This window comes from Janthinobacterium sp. BJB304, assembly GCF_002735765.1.
GTDB lineage: Bacteria > Pseudomonadota > Gammaproteobacteria > Burkholderiales > Burkholderiaceae_D > Janthinobacterium.
On the sequence record NZ_PDZN01000008.1, the window covers coordinates 1 to 16,621 of the forward strand.

Annotated in this window: 12 protein-coding genes; 7 read left to right on the forward strand and 5 right to left on the reverse strand. The window is 66.9% G+C overall.

What is annotated here, in order from left to right:
• The 7 genes from CSQ95_RS11100 to CSQ95_RS11130 form a co-directional block, all read left to right on the forward strand.
• Positions 1-1,077: FecR domain-containing protein (locus CSQ95_RS11100; RefSeq protein WP_099409559.1), on the forward strand; the 1,077-nt coding region annotated here is incomplete at its 5' end.
• A gap of 85 nt (positions 1,078-1,162) precedes the next feature.
• Complete coding sequence (locus CSQ95_RS11105) at positions 1,163-3,586, forward strand: TonB-dependent receptor (RefSeq protein WP_099409560.1); 2,424 nt, start codon at positions 1,163-1,165, stop codon at positions 3,584-3,586.
• 275 nt (positions 3,587-3,861) lie between these two features.
• The gene (locus CSQ95_RS11110) at positions 3,862-6,123 is read left to right on the forward strand and encodes a TonB-dependent siderophore receptor (protein WP_180279029.1); all 2,262 of its coding nucleotides are present in this window, start codon (positions 3,862-3,864) and stop codon (positions 6,121-6,123) included.
• Positions 6,124-6,173: 50 nt separating this feature from the next.
• Positions 6,174-6,920 carry a DUF4198 domain-containing protein gene (locus CSQ95_RS11115; RefSeq protein WP_099409562.1) on the forward strand — a complete coding sequence of 249 codons (747 nt, stop codon included), beginning with the start codon at positions 6,174-6,176 and terminating at the stop codon, positions 6,918-6,920.
• Between the two features lie 2 nt (positions 6,921-6,922).
• Positions 6,923-7,258 (forward strand): DUF3649 domain-containing protein, encoded by a 336-nt coding sequence (locus tag CSQ95_RS11120; protein ID WP_099409563.1) that lies wholly within the window; start codon positions 6,923-6,925, stop codon positions 7,256-7,258.
• Positions 7,255-8,877 (forward strand): PepSY domain-containing protein, encoded by a 1,623-nt coding sequence (locus CSQ95_RS11125; protein WP_099409564.1) that lies wholly within the window; start codon positions 7,255-7,257, stop codon positions 8,875-8,877. The genes CSQ95_RS11120 and CSQ95_RS11125 overlap by 4 nt, the downstream gene beginning before the upstream one ends.
• Complete coding sequence (locus tag CSQ95_RS11130) at positions 8,877-9,245, forward strand: DUF3325 domain-containing protein (RefSeq protein WP_099409565.1); 369 nt, start codon at positions 8,877-8,879, stop codon at positions 9,243-9,245. Before CSQ95_RS11125 ends, CSQ95_RS11130 begins: the two co-directional genes overlap by 1 nt.
• Here the strand turns inward: CSQ95_RS11130 and CSQ95_RS11135 are convergent.
• From CSQ95_RS11135 to CSQ95_RS11155, 5 genes are all read right to left on the reverse strand, one after another.
• Positions 9,232-11,040, reverse strand: coding sequence for a bifunctional diguanylate cyclase/phosphodiesterase (locus CSQ95_RS11135; protein ID WP_180279030.1), 1,809 nt, complete (start codon positions 11,038-11,040; stop codon positions 9,232-9,234). The genes CSQ95_RS11130 and CSQ95_RS11135 overlap by 14 nt on opposite strands.
• Before the next feature lie 168 nt (positions 11,041-11,208).
• Entirely contained in the window at positions 11,209-12,837 is a 1,629-nt protein-coding gene (locus CSQ95_RS11140; protein ID WP_099409566.1) for a methyl-accepting chemotaxis protein, read from the reverse strand.
• A 226-nt stretch (positions 12,838-13,063) separates the two neighbouring features.
• On the reverse strand, positions 13,064-14,539 hold the full coding sequence (gene xylB, locus CSQ95_RS11145; RefSeq protein ID WP_099409567.1) for a xylulokinase: 1,476 nt from the start codon (positions 14,537-14,539) through the stop codon (positions 13,064-13,066).
• A 17-nt stretch (positions 14,540-14,556) separates the two neighbouring features.
• On the reverse strand, positions 14,557-15,447 hold the full coding sequence (locus tag CSQ95_RS11150) for an AraC family transcriptional regulator (RefSeq protein ID WP_070221885.1): 891 nt from the start codon (positions 15,445-15,447) through the stop codon (positions 14,557-14,559).
• 35 nt (positions 15,448-15,482) lie between these two features.
• Positions 15,483-16,619 carry an ABC transporter ATP-binding protein gene (locus CSQ95_RS11155; protein WP_099409568.1) on the reverse strand — a complete coding sequence of 379 codons (1,137 nt, stop codon included), beginning with the start codon at positions 16,617-16,619 and terminating at the stop codon, positions 15,483-15,485.
• Between the last annotated feature and the right edge of the window lie 2 nt (positions 16,620-16,621).

Below are 16,621 nucleotides of genomic sequence, written 5' to 3' on the forward strand. Positions count from 1 at the left end.
CGCCATGATTTCGGCCCCTCCGCCCAGGAGCAGGCGGACTTGCGCGAGTACGCCGCTTTTACCGCCACACAAGACCCGGCAGCGCTGGCGGCGGCCACCTGGTTCAGCCGGCGCCATGACCTCGATGCGCAAAGCCAGGCCGAGTTTGCCGCCTGGCTGGCGGCCGATGCGCGTCACGCCCAGGAGTATGCGCAGCTCAAAGACACGCACCGCGCCGTGCGCCGGATTCCCGCGCACGTCGCCGCGCGCTGGACGGTGCCCCAGGCTTCCCCTGCGCCAGTGTCCGCTCCCCGCCGGCACTGGCTGCGCGCGCTGCCGTATGCGGCCGCCGCCATGCTGCTGCTCGGCGTGGGCGCGGGCGGCTACCAGTGGTGGCAGCAACCCACGTTCAGCCAGTCGTACGCCACCGCGCGGGGCCAGCGCCTGGCCGTCGCCCTGCCCGACGGCAGCAAGCTGCAGCTCGACACGGCCACGCAGCTGCACGTCACCGTGTACCGCCAGCGGCGCGAAGTGCGCCTGGCGCAGGGCGAAGCGCTGTTCCAGGTACAAGCACAGCAAGGACAACCGTTCGACGTGCTCAGCGGCCCTTTGACGGTGACGGTGGTGGGTACACAGTTTGCCGTGCGCAACACCCTGGCCCAGGACGGCCAGCTGCGCGTAGCCGTGCAACATGGCCACGTGCGCGTGGCGGGCGCGCGGCAAGACCAGGTCGACCTGACGGCCGGCCAGGGCGTCAGCAGCGATGCCGGCGGCCGCCTGTCCGACGTCGCCAGCCTGGCGCCCGGCAGCGTGGCGCCATGGCGCGACGGCAGGATCACTTTCGACAACGTGCCGCTGGGCGCGGCGCTGGCCGAGTTCGAGCGCTATGGCGACACGGGCCTGCTCGTGCGCGATCCGGCCGTGGCGCGCCTGCGCATCGGCGGCAGCTTCAGCCTGGCCCAGCTCGACCGCTTCGCCGCCGCCCTGCCCCAGCTGCTGCCCGTGCAGCTCGTGCGCGCCGGTGCGGCCAGCGAGATCCACATGGCGGCAACAATGCCTGCGCAGGCGCCCGCCATGCATCTGCAACAAAATAAATGAAAATAATTCGCATTCGCAGGTGAGGATTTTATCCACTGCCGCGTCTACCAGGTGAATCGACAACAAGTAACCTGGAGAATGCCGCATGTGGTCCCCCCGCTTCAATCTGCAACCCGCCCCCCTCGCCCTGGCCGCCATGCTGGCCCTGGGCACGCTCAGTGCTGCACAGGCGCAAATCTTGCCCACCGTCAAACTGTCCATCGCCGCCCAGCCGCTGGGGCAAGCCCTGAATGAACTGGCGCGGCAAGCCAACCTGCAACTGCTGTTTTCGCCCGAGCTGGTGGCCGGCAAGACGGCGCCCGCCGTCAGCGCCACCCTCAGCGTGCGCGACGGCCTCGATCGCCTGCTGGCCGGCAGCGGTCTGCAGGCGTCGATCGACGGCAGCGCCGTCATCATCAAGGCGGCACCCAAGGCCACGGGCGAGACGGCGACCCTGTCGGAAATCACCGTGACGGCCAATGGCGAGCGCACGGCCACCAGCGAAGGCACGGGCGCCTACACGACGCGCGCCGTGACCCTGGCGGGCGCGGAGCGCTCGCTGCGCGACACGCCGCAATCGGTATCCGTCGTCACGCGCCAGCAGATGGATGACAAGAACCTGTTCACCTTGGACCAGGTGCTGGAGCAAAGCACGGGCCTGACGCGCATGAACCGCAGCTTCGGCTCGCATGAATTCCTGTCGCGCGGCAATGCCCTGTCTTACCTGATCGATGGCATGCCCGGCATTTCCGACAATGCCACGGGATGGCTGATCCCCGACATGGCCGTGTATGACCGCGTCGAAATCCTGCGCGGTTCGGCCGGCCTGATCGTCGGCGCCGGCACGCCGGGCGGCGTGGCCAACCTGGTGCGCAAGCGCCCGCGCGCCGAAGCGCACGCGGACGTGACGGCCACCGTGGGCAGCTGGAACCAGCGCCGCATCGAACTCGACGCAGGCGCGCCGCTGAACGCGGCCGGCACCGTGCGCGGGCGCGCGCTGGTGGCCTATCAGGACCGCGATTACTTCTATGACGCGGCGCACAGCCGCATGCCCCTGTTCTACGGCATCGTCGAGGCGGACCTCGACGCCGCCACCACCGTGCGCGCCGGCGCGCGCCGCCAGCACACGGTGACGGACGGCTACTGGCTGTTTGGCCTGCCCCGCTACAGCGACGGCGCGACCTTGCCCGTGCGCCGCTCGACGTCGCTGGCGCAGGACTGGAACCGCCACGACGCCACCATCGGCGAACTGTTCGCCGACCTCGAACACCGTTTTGGCGGCGACTGGAAGGCCAAAGTTGCCCTCAACCGCACGTATGGGGCCTTCGACCAGCAGGCGGCCATCGTGCGCGGCAGCATAGCCCCCGCCACGCAGCAAGGGGCGCGCCTGTACACGGTCAACTACCGCAAGCAGGATATCGTCACCACGGGCGTGGACGCCAACGTGGGCGGCAGCTTCCAGGCCTGGGGCGGCAGGCATGAGGTACTGCTGGGCATGAATGCCTCGCGCGCCGTCACCGACGATCATGCGGCCTCGACCTCGCCCGGCCTGCCCTTCGACGTCTTCCATCCGAACAATACGCTGCTTGCCCGTCCCCCGCATCCGACCTGGGACTCGCTGCCGCACCTGAACGAGCAGCACTACGGCGCCTACGCCAGCACGCGCTGGGAACTGCGGCCTGACCTGCATCTGCTGCTGGGCGGCCGCCTGAGCTGGTTCGACAAGCAGACCACGGGCAAGCTGGAGACCGACCCCGTCAGCCGTTACAAGGAAAGCCGCGAATTCACGCCGTACGCGGGCCTGGTCCTCGACCTCGACAAGCGCTGGTCCGTGTACGGCAGCTACGCCAGCATCTTCCAGCCGCAGAGCCTGTACTACACGCTGGGCGGACAACCGTTGAAACCCGTCGTCGGCGACACCTATGAAGCGGGCGTGAAGGGCGAGCTGTACGACGGCCGCCTGAACGTGGCGCTGGCCGCTTTCCGCATCGACAAGCGCGACACGGCCGTGTACGACGAGGCCAGCAACGACGATTGCCTGAAGTGGGACGTGACGGGCAGCTGCTACCGCAATGGCCGCCCCATCCGCAGCACGGGCATCGACGCGGACGCCAGCGGCGAAGTGCTGCCGGGCTGGCAGCTGTCGTCCGGCTACACCTACAATATCGCGCGCGGCGAAGGCGACGAAACGCCGCCCACCGTCACGCCCAAGCACATGCTGCGCGTATCGACCAGCTACCGCTTGCCCGGCGCGTGGAACCACTGGACGGTGGGCGGCGGCGTCTCGGCGCAAAGCGGTTATGTCTACCGGGCCGATGACAATCCCGACGTGCGTTTCCGCAATGGCGGACGCGCGGTGTGGGACGCGCGCGCCGCGTATATTTTCAACCGCCACTGGAGCGCCAGCCTCAGCATCGCCAATGTAACGGACAAGACCTACTGGGCCGCCACGGGTGAATTGCGCCGTGGTAACTACTTCGGCGAACCGCGCAACATCATCCTCACCGTGCGCTACACGCCGGCGCTGTAAGCGCCCGCGCAGCCAGCATCGCGCGCCACGGCCGCCCCCAGTACCGGGCGGCCGTGCGCGTTTACAACATCGCACTCTTGCATGTCTCACAACCCCGCACTATAATAAGAATAGTTCTCATTCACATTTAGACTCGCCGGAGTCTGCACGCAGTCGCCTGGCTGCCATATGGCTGGATGACACGCTGCGCCAGCCAGGCACCACCGCCAAGCAAGCCTCCCCTACAAAAAAACGCCCGCCGTCCGACGGCAGGCACACGAGAAGAAGGATGTTTCATGGCGCGAGCAGTTTCGCTGGCCGGCATGGTGGCCAGCCCGTTTTCCCCAACCGTTGGCAATACCGCCCTGCGTCCGCTGGCCGCCGCCGTACAGGCGGCATTGCTGGCGGCGGCGCTGGGCGCAGGCACGGCGCTGGCCGCCGATACAAGCGCCAAGCCGGAGGAAGCCACCCTGAGCGAGATCAAGGTGCAGGCCCAGCAAGACAAGGCGTCGACGGAGCACACGGGCTCCTACACCACCAGACAGATGGCCACGGGCACGCGCATGGGCCTGTCGATGCGCGAAACGCCGCAATCGATTTCCGTGGTGACGCGCCAGCGCATGGACGACATGGGATTGAACAGCCTGGCCGAGGTGCTGGTGCAGTCGACGGGCGTGACGGTGCAGGAAAACGACAGCGAACGCACGAGCTTTTCGGCGCGCGGCTTTTCCATCGGCAATTACCAGATCGACGGCGTGGCCGTCAATTCCGGGTCGAATGCGCTGTTCGACACGGCCATCTATGACCGCATTGAAATCGTGCGCGGCGCCACGGGCCTGGTCAGCGGCAATGGCGACCCGTCGGCCACCATCAACATGATGCACAAGCGTCCCGGCAAGGAGTTTGCCGCCTCGGCCGGCCTGACCGTGGGTTCGTGGCGCAAGGTCCGGCTGGAAGGCGACATCAGCACACCGCTGAATGCGGACGGCAGCATCCGCGGACGCGTCGTGGTGGCCGGCCAGAACCGCCATTCCTACATGGACCTGTACAAGGAACGCAAGCTGGCGGGCGCCGTCATCGTCGAGGCGGACCTGACGCCTGCAACGTTGCTCACGGCCGGCATCGACTATCAAAAGAACACGCCGAAAGGCACGAGTTGGGGCACCACGCCCCTGTTCTTCTCGGACGGCACGCCGGCCAACATGCCCCGCTCGTTCAATATGGCGGCCAAGTGGAGCAGCTGGGAACGCGAGTTCCAGAACAAGTACGTCTACCTCGAACACCGCTTCGCCAACGACTGGAAGATCAAGGCCGCCTACGGGCGCCTGGACAGCTCCTCGAACGGCAAGCTGTTCTACGGCGGCAGCGGCTATCCGAAACGCGACGGCAGCGGCCTGGAAGTCTGGAGCGGCGCCTTCCCCTACGATGAAAAGCAGGACAACTTCGACCTGTCGGCCAATGGCAGCTTCCCCCTGTTCGGCCGCCGGCACGACCTGGTGCTGGGCGTGAACGGCTGGAAGCGAAAGGGCACGACGAATGAAACCTTGCTGCCCGATCCGCTGCCGTTCGCCACCACCATCCCCGACTTCCGCAACTGGACGGGCGACGTGCCCGAGCCGGCGCTCACGCGCACGGGCGCGCGCGACGTCGCCACCACCAAACAGTCGGGCGCCTTCATCGCCACGCGCATCAACGTCGCCGACAACGTCAAGGTGCTGGCCGGCGCGCGCGTGTCGAAGTGGAAAACGTATAGCGACCGTTACGACACTGGGGGCCGTTTTGTGAAGCGCAGCTCCGCGTATAAAACGGACGACGTCGTCACGCCGTATGCGGGCCTGGTGCTCGACGTGAGCAAGAGCACGTCGCTGTACGCCAGCTATACCGACCTGTTCAAGCCGCAAAACCTGAAGGACAAGAACAACGCCTTCCTCGACCCGATCACGGGCAGCAACGTGGAAGCGGGCGTGAAGAGCGAATTCCTCGACGGCGCCGTGAATGCCTCGTTCGCCGTGTATGAAGCGAAGCAGGACAATCTGGGCGAGGAAGACAAGTCGGTGCCGCCGACCTTCGTGCTGCCGGATGGCAGCCGTCCGTATATATCGACGGGCAAGGGCACGAAAAGCAAAGGTTACGAAGCAGAAGTGTCGGGCAGCCCCTTGCGCGGCTGGCAGCTGTTCGCAGGCTACACGCACAGCAGCTCGAAGACGGGCAAGGGCGTGGTGACCAACACCATCCAGCCGACCAACATGCTGCGTGTCTCGACCACCTACCGCCTGCCGGGCGAGCTGCAAAATCTCACCATCGGCGGCGGCTTGAACTGGCAGAGCGAGATCTGGACGATGGCCACCCTGCCGAACAAGAGCAAGATCCGCGTCAGCCAGGGCAGCTACGTGCTGGCCAACCTGATGGCGCGCTACCAGATCAGCCCGAAACTGTCGGCCAGCCTGAACGTCAACAACCTGTTCGACAAGACGTATTTCCGCCGCGTGGGCTTCTATAACGGCGGCTATTACGGCGAGCCGCGCAACGTGGCGCTGAACCTGCGCTACCAGTACTGATGCACCGCCGGCCGCTTTTTCCACTCACATAACAAGATAAGGGATACACCATGCACATCGCTTCCATCGCGCGCCCCGGCGCCCTCGCCACCGCCCTGCTGGGCGCGGCCCTCGCTTGCGGCAGCGCCAGCGCGCACCAGATCTGGCTGCAGCAGGACGGCAAGGCGGCCAGCGTGTACTTCGGCGAATTCGGCGACAACCTGCGCGAAGCGTCGCCCGGCCTGCTGGACAAGTTCAGCATCAAGAACGTGACGTGGCTGTCGGCCAAGGGCGCGCAGCCGCTGCAGGCGAGCAAGACGGCGGGCGCCTTCCTCCTCAATGGCAAGGTGGGCGCCGGCGAAAGCATCATCGTCGAGGAAAACGCCTACCCGTCGTGGGAAGAGAAAAAGGATGGCAAGACCACGCGCACCGTGTGGGTGCCGGCCGCGCGCCTGATCGCCGACGGCAAGGCGCAAGCACCCGCGCTGACCCTGGACCTGGTGCCGACCGGCACGCCGGGCCAGTTCCAGGTCAGCTACCAGGGCAAGCCGCTGGCGCAGGCCAAGGTCAACGCCGTGGTGCAGTCGGGCTGGGGCAAGGAAGCGTGGAGCGATGCGCAAGGCCTGGTCAGCTTCCCGCTGCCATGGCAAGGCACGTATGTGCTGGAAGTGCAGCACACGGACAAGACGGCCGGACAGCGCGGCGCGCAAGCGTATGACAAGGCCATGTTCGTGACCACCCTGAGCCTGGTGCAGCCGCAAGGCGTCACGCCGCTGCCGGCCGGCCCGGCCCAGCCGCCGAGCAAGGATCACGACTGACCATGCAAGCGCCTGCCATCATTAAAATGCCGCGCCTGCGGCTCTCCGCCGGGGCCGTGTACCGCCTCGGCGTGGCGTCGCGCAGCGTGGCCGCCATCGCTGGAGGCTACGTGCTGGCCGCACTGGTCACCATGCTGCTGTCGGTGAGCCTGCCCATGGCCCGTTCCGAAGCCGTCATGACGGCCACCCTGCTATCGTTTGCCATCTACACCTGCGCCGTGATGTGGGTCTTCGCCACGCGCAGCGCCCTGCGCGCATGGCTGGGTCTCCTGATTCCGGCCGCCGTCATCGCCGCCATCCTGCAGTCGATGGGCGCACTATCCTGGAGTCTCGCATGAAAGAAGGTTTCCGCCAGTCGATGGCATGGCTGCACACCTGGTCCGGCCTGCTCGTCTGCTGGATCTTGCTGCTGGTGTTTTGCGCCGGCACGGCCAGCTACTACCGCAATGAAATCACCCTGTGGATGCAGCCCGAGCTGCACGGCGCCGCCGCCAGCCAGGTGAGCACCGAGGAAGCGGCCAAGGTCGCGCAACAGGCGATGGAAGAGCGGGCCGAAGGCGCCACGCGCTGGTTCATCAGCTTGCCCGGCGAGCGCAGCCCCGCCACGCAGCTGGGCTGGAGCAAGCCGTCGCAACCGGGCGAAAAGAAACGCGGACGGCGCGGCAATTTTCATAGCGAAAAAGCCGACCCGGCCACGGGCCAGGTGCTATCGAAGCCGCGCGAGACGCGCGGCGGCGAATTCCTCTACCGCCTGCATTTCGACCTGCACTACATGTCGGCCATCTGGGGCCGCTGGATCGTGGGTTTCTGCGCCATGTTCATGTTCGTCTCCATCATCAGCGGCATCGTCACGCACAAGCGCATCTTCAAGGACTTGTTCACCTTCCGGCCGAAAAAGGGCCAGCGCTCATGGCTCGACGCGCATAACGTGACGGCCGTGCTGGCCCTGCCCTACCACATCATGATCACCTACACGGGCCTGGTCACCTTGATGTTCCTGTACATGCCGTCCGGCGTCACGGCCGCCTACAAAGGCGACCAGGACGCCTTCTTCGCCGAAGCCTTCCCGGGCCGCTCGGGCGACAGCAAGCCGGCCGGCGTGGCCGCGCCGCTGACGCCGATCGCGCCCCTCGTGCGCCAGGCGGAACAGCAGTGGGGCGGCAAGGTCGAGCGCATCTCCGTCAACCATCCGGGCGACGCCAACGCCACCATCACGCTGACGCGCGCCGGCGGACGCGACATGTCGTCGAAGCAGCCATCGATGGAATTCGATGGCGTGTCCGGCAAACTGCTGTCAAGCGATGGCGAGGCGCAGCCCGGCGCGGCCGCCACGCAAGGCGTGATGGTCGGCCTGCACGTCGCGCATTTCGGCGGACCGCTGCTGCGCGCCCTGTTCTTCCTCTCCGGCCTGGCCGGCTGCGCCATGGTCGCCACGGGCGCCCTGCTGTGGGCCGTCAAGACGCGCCAGAAGCAGGCCAAGGCGCTGGCCGCCGGCAAGCGCGCCAGCTTCGGCCTGCGCCTGGTGGAAGCGCTCAACATCGGCGCCATCGCCGGCATCCCGATCGCCTTCGGCGCCTACTTCTGGGCCAACCGCCTGCTGCCGGCGGCGATGGAGGAACGCCCGAAAGAGGAAATCGCCTGCTTCTTCGGCGCCTGGGCCCTGGCCGCCATCATCGCCCAGCTGCGCCCGTCGCGTGCCATGTGGCGCATGCAGCTGGCCGCCGGCGCCTTCCTGCTCGCGGCGCTGCCCGTGCTGAACGTCTTCACCACCCATTCGCACCTGGGCGTGACCCTGTTCCTGGGGCGCGGCCCCGTGGCGGTGGCCGCCTTCGACCTGGTGGTGCTGGTGCTGGGCCTGGGCCTCGCGTATGCGGCGTTCAAATTGAAACCGCTGCCCGTGAAAGCCTCCAAACCAGCACCGGCCAAGCCGGCGCCGACGACGATGGAGGCCGCGTGATGGAACTGTTAGCCAATTTCCTCGTCTTCGCCCTGTGCTATGCGGGCCTGTCCTCGCTGTGCCTGGCCATGGACCGCCACTACGCCGACCTGCACGGGCGCGGCGCCGAACCGCCCGCCCCGCTGCGCCGCCGCCTGCAGTGGACGGGCTGGCTGGCGCTGGCGGCCGGCCTGGCCTGGGCCATGCACATCGCCGGCGGCGGCTATGGCCTCGTCTACTGGGTCGGCAGCCTGACGGGCTGCGGCTTGCTGCTGATCTGGCTGCTGCCGTATGCGCCGCACCAGGCCATGCGCCTGGCGCGCGTGATCGGCGGCGCGGCCGTGCTGGCCGCCGCGCTGCTGGCGGCGCTGTCCGTCACGCCGGGCTAGGCGACTTGAGCAGCACCTCGATGCCCTCGGGCGCCATGGCGCGGCCGAGAAAATAGCCAAATGCCTCGTCGCAGCCCATCTCGGCCAGCAGTTCCAGCTGCTCGCCGCTTTCCACGCCGCCGGCGATGGTGCGCAGTCCGAGCGTGCGCGCCATCGCCACGATGGCGCGCACCATGGCGCCATCGCCGCCCGGCTTGTCCAGGTCGTCGATGAAACACTTTTCGATCTTCACGGCATCCGTGGGAAAGCGTTTCAGGTAAGTGAGCGAAGCGTCGCCCGTGCCGAAATCGCTGATGGCAATCGCCATGCCCAGCTGGCGGAACTGGCGCAGTATCAGCTCGCAGTTCTGGTTGCTGTCGATCAGGATGCCGGCGGCGATTTCCAGTTCGATGCAATGGCCCGGCACGCCGGCCGCCTGCAGCGCGGCGGCGAAATTGCGCGCGATATCGCGCTGGTAGAACTGGCGCGCCGACAGGCTGACGGACACCGTCAGCATCTGCCCCTGCGCAATCCAGCCGCGCGCCTGCTCCACGGCCGTGGCCAGCACCCAGGCGCCCACCGGCAGGATCAAGGCGCTTTCCTCCAGCACCGGCAAGAAGTCGAGCGGCATCATCAAGCCCAGTTCCGGGTGCTTCCAGCGCAGCAGCGCCTTCACGCCCGTGATCCTGCGCGTCTTCAAGTCCATGCGCGGCTGGTAGTACAACACGAACTCGTTGCGTTCGAGCGCGTGGCGCAGGGCCGTCTCGAGGATGGTGCGCGAATACGACTGCGTCTGCATGCGCGGCGCATAGCGCTGGCAAGTACCGGGGGCGTGGCGCTTGGCCGCATACATGGCCAAGTCGGCCTTTTCGATCAGCGCATTGACGTCGTCGTCGTCGTCCGGATACAGGGCCACGCCCACGCTGGCCGCCACCGACAGGCTGTACTCGCCGATGACGAAGGGCGCGGCGATGGCGGCGACGATCTTTTCGGCCACCCGTTCGGCATCGTGCGCCGTGCGCAGTTCCGTCAGCAGGATGACGAATTCGTCGCCGCCCTGGCGCGCCACCGTATCGACCTTGCGCACGCACTGCTGCACCCGGCGCGCGAACTCCGTCAGCACCTGGTCGCCCACGTCGTGCCCCAGGCTGTCGTTGATGGATTTAAAACGGTCGATGTCGACGAACAGCACGGCCAGCAAACCCTGGTGGCGGCGCGCGTAGGCGATGCCGTGCTCGAAGCGGATCTGGAAATGCAGGCGGTTCGGCAGTCCCGTCAAGCCATCGTGGTGGGCGATAAATTCCAGCTGCTGCTCGGCGCGCCGGCGGGCCGACACATCGTGCAGCAGCAGCACCGCGCCGCCCTGCGCCAGCGGCGCGCAGCTGTACTGCACGTCGATGCGCTTGCCGTCGAGATGGCGCAGCAGCACGGCGCCGCGCGCCACTTCCAGCACCTCCTGCCGCGCCACGCAGTCGCGCACCTGGCGCGCCGCATCGATGGGCGTGCCGTCATGGAACAGCGGCAGCAGCCCGGTCACGGGCTGGCCCAGGCCATCGTCGCCCAGCAGCCCGCCCATGGCGCTGGCGCGGGGATTCAGATACTGCACCACGCCGTCGTGGTCGGTGCCGATGACGGCCGCCGGCAAGGCGTGCAGCAGCGCCAGCGCATCCGCCATGCGCCGCGCCTGCGCCGCCTGCAGCACCGCGCCGGTCGCATGACGCATGCGCCACGTGCGCGCCGCGCGCCACTGGCAGGCCAGCAGCACGGCGAGCACCATGGTCAGAGTCAGGCACAGCGCCAGCAGCAGCGCCGTCATGCGTCACCCGGCAGGCGGAACGTAGGGAACATGGTTTTCCTTTGCAACGCGCGCCATGCGGCCGGGCGCAGATACATGCTGAAAGGAAATAGTATAAGAATTTTGGCGCGATATTTGCCTGATCGGGTGCCGCTTGACTGGCATCAAGCGGCGCAGGGCACGCCGGCTTCAGGCCAGCGACAGCTTCCGCGCCAGGGCGGCGCCGGCAGGTAGCGCCACGCCGGGCGTGCCGTGCAGCTTGAAGATGCTGACGGCGTCGGCCAGGCTGGCCGCCTGCTGCTGCAGCGCGTCCGCGGCGGCGGCGGCCTGCTCCACCAGGGCCGCGTTCTGCTGCGTCACGCCATCCATCTGGCTGATGGCGATGCTGATCTGCTCGATGCCGTCGCGCTGTTCCACGCTGGCCACGGCGATCTCGCCGATGATGGCGTTCACGCGCTGCACGCTGCTCACCACCTCATCCATTGTGCGCCCGGCCTGGCCGGCCAGCACGCTGCCCTCTTCCACCGTGCGCACGGATTCGCCGATCAGCTGCTTGATTTCCATGGCCGCCGCGGCCGAGCGGTGCGCCAGGCTGCGCACTTCGCTGGCCACGACGGCGAAGCCGCGTCCCTGCTCGCCCGCGCGCGCCGCTTCCACGGCCGCATTCAGGGCCAGGATATTCGTCTGGAAGGCGATGCCGTCGATGACGGCGATGATGTCGACGATGCGCTTCGAGGAGGCATTGATATGGTTCATGGTCTGCACCACCTGCGCCACGGCCGCGCCGCCGCGCTGCGCCACGTCGGACGCGCCGCCGGCCAGCTGGCGCGCCTGGTCGGCATTGTCGTTATTCTGCCGCACGGTGGTGGTCAGCTCGATCATCGAGGCGGCCGTTTCTTCCAGCGAACTGGCTTGTTCTTCCGTGCGCGACGACAAGTCCATATTGCCGCTGGCAATTTCACCGGACGCCAGGGCGATGGCGTCCGTGCCGACGCGTACCCTGCCGACGATGGCGGCCAGGTTGCCGCTCATCGCTTTCAGCGCACGCAGCAGGTCGCCGATTTCATCGCGGCTGCCGCCGGCCACCACGGCGCGCAGGTCGCCGGCCGCCACTTGCTGGGCGATGCCGACGGCCGCGCCCAGCGGCACCGTGATGCTGCGGATCAGCCACCACACGGTGACGCTGCCGACGACCAGGGTCACCAGCACGGTGACGAGCATGGCGATGCTGGCGCTGCGGTGCGCGGCGTCATCCTGCTCCTTCATCTGCGCCATCAGCCTGTGCGACTGCTTGCCGATGGCCGCGACGATGGCGTCGATCTGCCGCGTCGGCTCGCGGTCCATGCCCTTGACCAGCGCATCGACCGTGTGGGCGCTGTCGGCGCGCGCGCCGTCAAATTTTTGCAGCGCCGCCAGGTAGCTCACGCCCAGCGCGTCGTGCGCCTGCAGCGCACGCTCGACGGGCGCCGTATCGAGTTTCAATGCCTCCATCATGGCCTGCAGGCCTTTCAATTCCTTGCGCGTCTGCGCGCCGCTGGCGACGAACGCTTCGCGGTAGCGCTGGAAGGCGGCCGCGTCGCCGCCGCGCAGCAGGATGTTTTTCCATTCCTGCACCTGGATCTTGAATTCCACCTGCGCGCTGCGCGCCGCGTCGACGGCTTCCGTCAGTGCCACGGAGCGCTGCATGGCTTCGTTGCTGCGCACGCTGGCCGCGTCGAGCGCGCTCCAGCCGCGTGCGCCGACAAACACCAGCGCAAGAAAGAAGAAGGCGCCCAGCAGACCCAGGCGGACGGAGATTTTCAGATTCGCGAGTTGCATATGTTTCTCCCGGCGGCAAGAACAGGATGGCAACAAAGGCGTCGCCAAATCTATCCAATTCCCACCAAACAGGGAAATCATGCGGCCCGCCCCGCGAAAAACCAAGCGGCGCTTTCGCTAGAGAAACACTTTCAACATAGAAACAACAAATTACACGGGAAGATTGACTGTCTGGCCATATTCCCGCCGACGCAGCATGGCCGGGCCGGCAATCTTGCCGGCCACGTCAGCGCGTTTCCGCCGCCGCGCCCGCGAATTCTTCGCGCAACAGCGGATACAAACGCCGGTAGCGCGCCAGACGTTCGTCCAGCATGCCGGAGGCCTGCGGCGCCACCGTTTCCTGCACAGCCGGGCGCGTGCACACTTGCGCAGGCGGCAAGCCCGTCGCCGCCATCTGCGCCAGGCGCGCCGCGCCCAGGGTGCCGCCGGCCACGCCGTGATCGTGGCGCTGCACGTGCAAGCCCGAGGCATTTGCGCACAGCTGGGCCCAGAAGCGGCTGCGCGAGCCGCCGCCGACGAACGACGCTTCCTTCAGATGCGTGCCGGCGCTGCGCAGGGCCGCATTGCCGTCGGCCATGGCAAAGGCCACGCCTTCCATCACGCTGTAGGCCAGTTCTGCGCGCCCGTGTTCCGTCGACAAACCGAAAAACACGCCGCGCGCGGAAGCGTCGTTGTGCGGCGTGCGCTCCCCGCTCAAGTACGGCAGGAAGACGGGGGCCGTGCGCGCCTCGACGTTTTCCGCCAGCGTCACCAATTCGCCGATGTTGTTCGACTGCGTCAGCCGCGCCACCCAACTGAGGCTGGACGCGGCGCTGAGGATCACGCTCATCTGGTGCCAGCGCTCAGGCAGGCAATGGCAGAACGCGTGCACGCCCTGGCCCGGATTGGGCGCGAAGCCGTCGCTGCCGGCGAACAGCACGCCCGAGGTCCCCAGCGACAGCAGGCCGGCGCCCGGCTCCACCACGCCCAGGCCGACAGCCGCCGCGGCGTTGTCGCCCGCGCCGCCGGCCAGCACGACAGCATGCGCAATGCCCCATTCCTGGCACAGCGAGGGGCGCACCTGCGCGGCGGCATGGCTGCCCTCCACCAGGCGCGGCATGTGCTCACGCGTGAGGCCGGTGGCGGCCAGCATGCGCTCGGACCAGTCGCGTTTGGCCACGTCCAGCCACAGGGTGCCGGAAGCGTCGGACATATCGGACACATACTCGCCCGTCAGGCGCAGGGCCACGTAATCCTTGGGCAGCAAGACCTTGGCCGTGGCGCGGAACAGCGACGGTTCGTACTTTTGCAGCCACAGCAGCTTGGGCGCCGTGAAACCGGGCATGGCCTGGTTGCCCGTGATGGCGCGCGACTCGGGCACCAGCGCCTCGAGTTCCACGCATTCGGCAAAGGCGCGCGTGTCGTTCCACAGCATGGCCGCGCGCAGCACGTGCTGCTGCTTGTCGAGCAGCGTGGCGCCATGCATCTGGCCCGACAGGGCGATGCCGCGCAAGCCGGAAAACGCCACCGGCTGCGCGGCGCGGATGGCGGTGATGACGTCCAGGGTGGCATGCCACCAGTCTTCGGGATTCTGTTCCGACCAGCCGGGATGGGGGCTGGAGACGCGCAGGGTCACGCCGCTGCTGGCAAGGATGGTCTGCGCGTCATCGGTGAGGATGGCCTTGACTTCGGAAGTGCCGATATCGATACCGAGATAAGTCATTTGATTCCAAAAGAGAGTTAAGGATGGCCGTCGCCGGACGGCTCGGGCATGTTCATCAGCAGGCAGGAGCGGAACTTGGACGGCGACATCTGCTTGTGCGCCAAAAACTGGCGGTTGAAATTGGAAAGGTTGTTGAAGCCCGTGCGGTAGCAGATATCGGTGACCTTCATGTCCGTGTTCATCAGCAGTTCGCAGGCCAGCGCGATGCGCTCCTGGTTCACGTATTGAATGAACGAGGTGCCCGTATGCTTGCGAAAAAAGCGCGTGAATTTCAAGGTGTTCATCTCCGCCACGTCGGCCACGTCCTGCTCGCAAAAATCGAGCGTGATGTTCTGCTTGATGTAGGCCAGCACCAGGTTGATGGTCGACGACATGTAGCGGCCCGCCTGCGCCAGATAGGTCACGCTGGCCAGGGGCCGCCGCTCGCGGCACTCGCACAGCTCGCCGAACAAACGCGTAAACAGTTCGACCCGGCGCAAGCCCTGCGCCGTCGTCAATTCCTTCATCAGCGGCACCAGGCGCAGCCCCAGCGCATCGGGAAATTGCAAGCCCCTGGCGGCCTCGCCCAGCAGGCTTTTCAGGGGCGCCATTTCCGGGAACAGCAGCGCGCAACGTTCGATGAAATCGCTGGAAAACTGCAGCACCAGGTCGCGCTCGGGCAGGACCACGCCTTCCGGCAGTTCGCTGACCCAGTTATGCGGCAGGTTCGGCCCTGTCAGGATCAGATTGCCCGCCCCGTAACTGCCGATATGGTCGCCGATAAAAAATTTGCCGTTCGATGTGATGATGAAGTGCAGTTCGTACTCGGGATGAAAATGCCATTTCGCCACGGTATGCGGAAAGCCGTGCGCCCACGCGCGAAACGATTCGTGGATCGGTTTGTGAATCAGTTCCAGGTCAGGCGTCACGGCAGTTCCCTTGCGCGGTCTCGTTGCCAGCTATTCTAACCACTTACCTGAGTACCGACCGCCACGGCCAGCCCGCTGTCGGCGTCGAACAGGTGCATGTGCTCCTCGTCGAAGGCCAGCGCCAGGGTCTGCCCCACCTGCGCCGCACTGTTGGCCGCATTCGCCGGCAGCAGGGCCGACAGGCTCAAGGCGCCGCACTGGAAGCTGATCAGCGCTTCGGCGCCCAGCAGCTCGACCAGGTCGATCACGCACGCCAGGCCATGCGTGCCTGACGGCTCCCGCGTTTGTGCCTGCACTTGCGCCGCGCGCAAGTGGCTCGGACGCAGGCCGAAGACCACGCGCGCGCCCGCCTGCAGCGCCGCGAAGCGGGGCGACGTCAATGGCCAGCGGTAGCCGGCGCACACGAGCACCGTCTGGCCGCCGTCTTTTTCGACGACGCCATCGATGAAGTTCATGGCCGGCGTGCCGATGAAGCCAGCCGCGAACAGAGTGCGCGGATGGTTGTACAGTTCCGCCGGCGTGCCGATCTGCTCGATATGTCCGCCCTTCATCAGCACCACGCGGTCGGCCAGGGTCATGGCCTCGAGCTGGTCGTGCGTGACGTACAGGGTGGTGGTGCGCAGGCGCCGGTGCAATCGCTTGATGTCGGCGCGCAGCTGCGCGCGCAGCTTGGCATCCAGATTCGACAGCGGTTCGTCGAACAGGAACACCTGCGGCGTCTTGATCATGGCGCGCGCGATGGCCGTGCGCTGCTGCTGCCCGCCCGACATGGCGCGCGGCTTGCGTTCCAGCAGGCTGTCCAGGCTGAGGATGGCCGCCACCTCGCGCACGCGGCGCTCGATCTCGTCGTTCGGCACCTTCAGGCGGCGCAGGCCGAAGGCGATATTGTCGTACACCGTCATGTGCGGATACAGCGCGTAGTTCTGGAACACCATCGCCACGTTGCGCGCGCGGGGCGGCAAATCGTTGACGATGGCCCCGCCGATCAACAGCTCGCCGCCGCTGATGTCTTCCAGGCCCGCGATCATGCGCAGCAGGGTCGACTTGCCGCAGCCCGAAGGCCCCAGCAGGACGATGAATTCGCCGTCGGCGATCTCCAGGTCGAACGGCTGCAGCACGGCCGTCTTCTGGTCATAGGTCTTGTGCAGCTGCCTGCAGGCGATATTTGCCATGA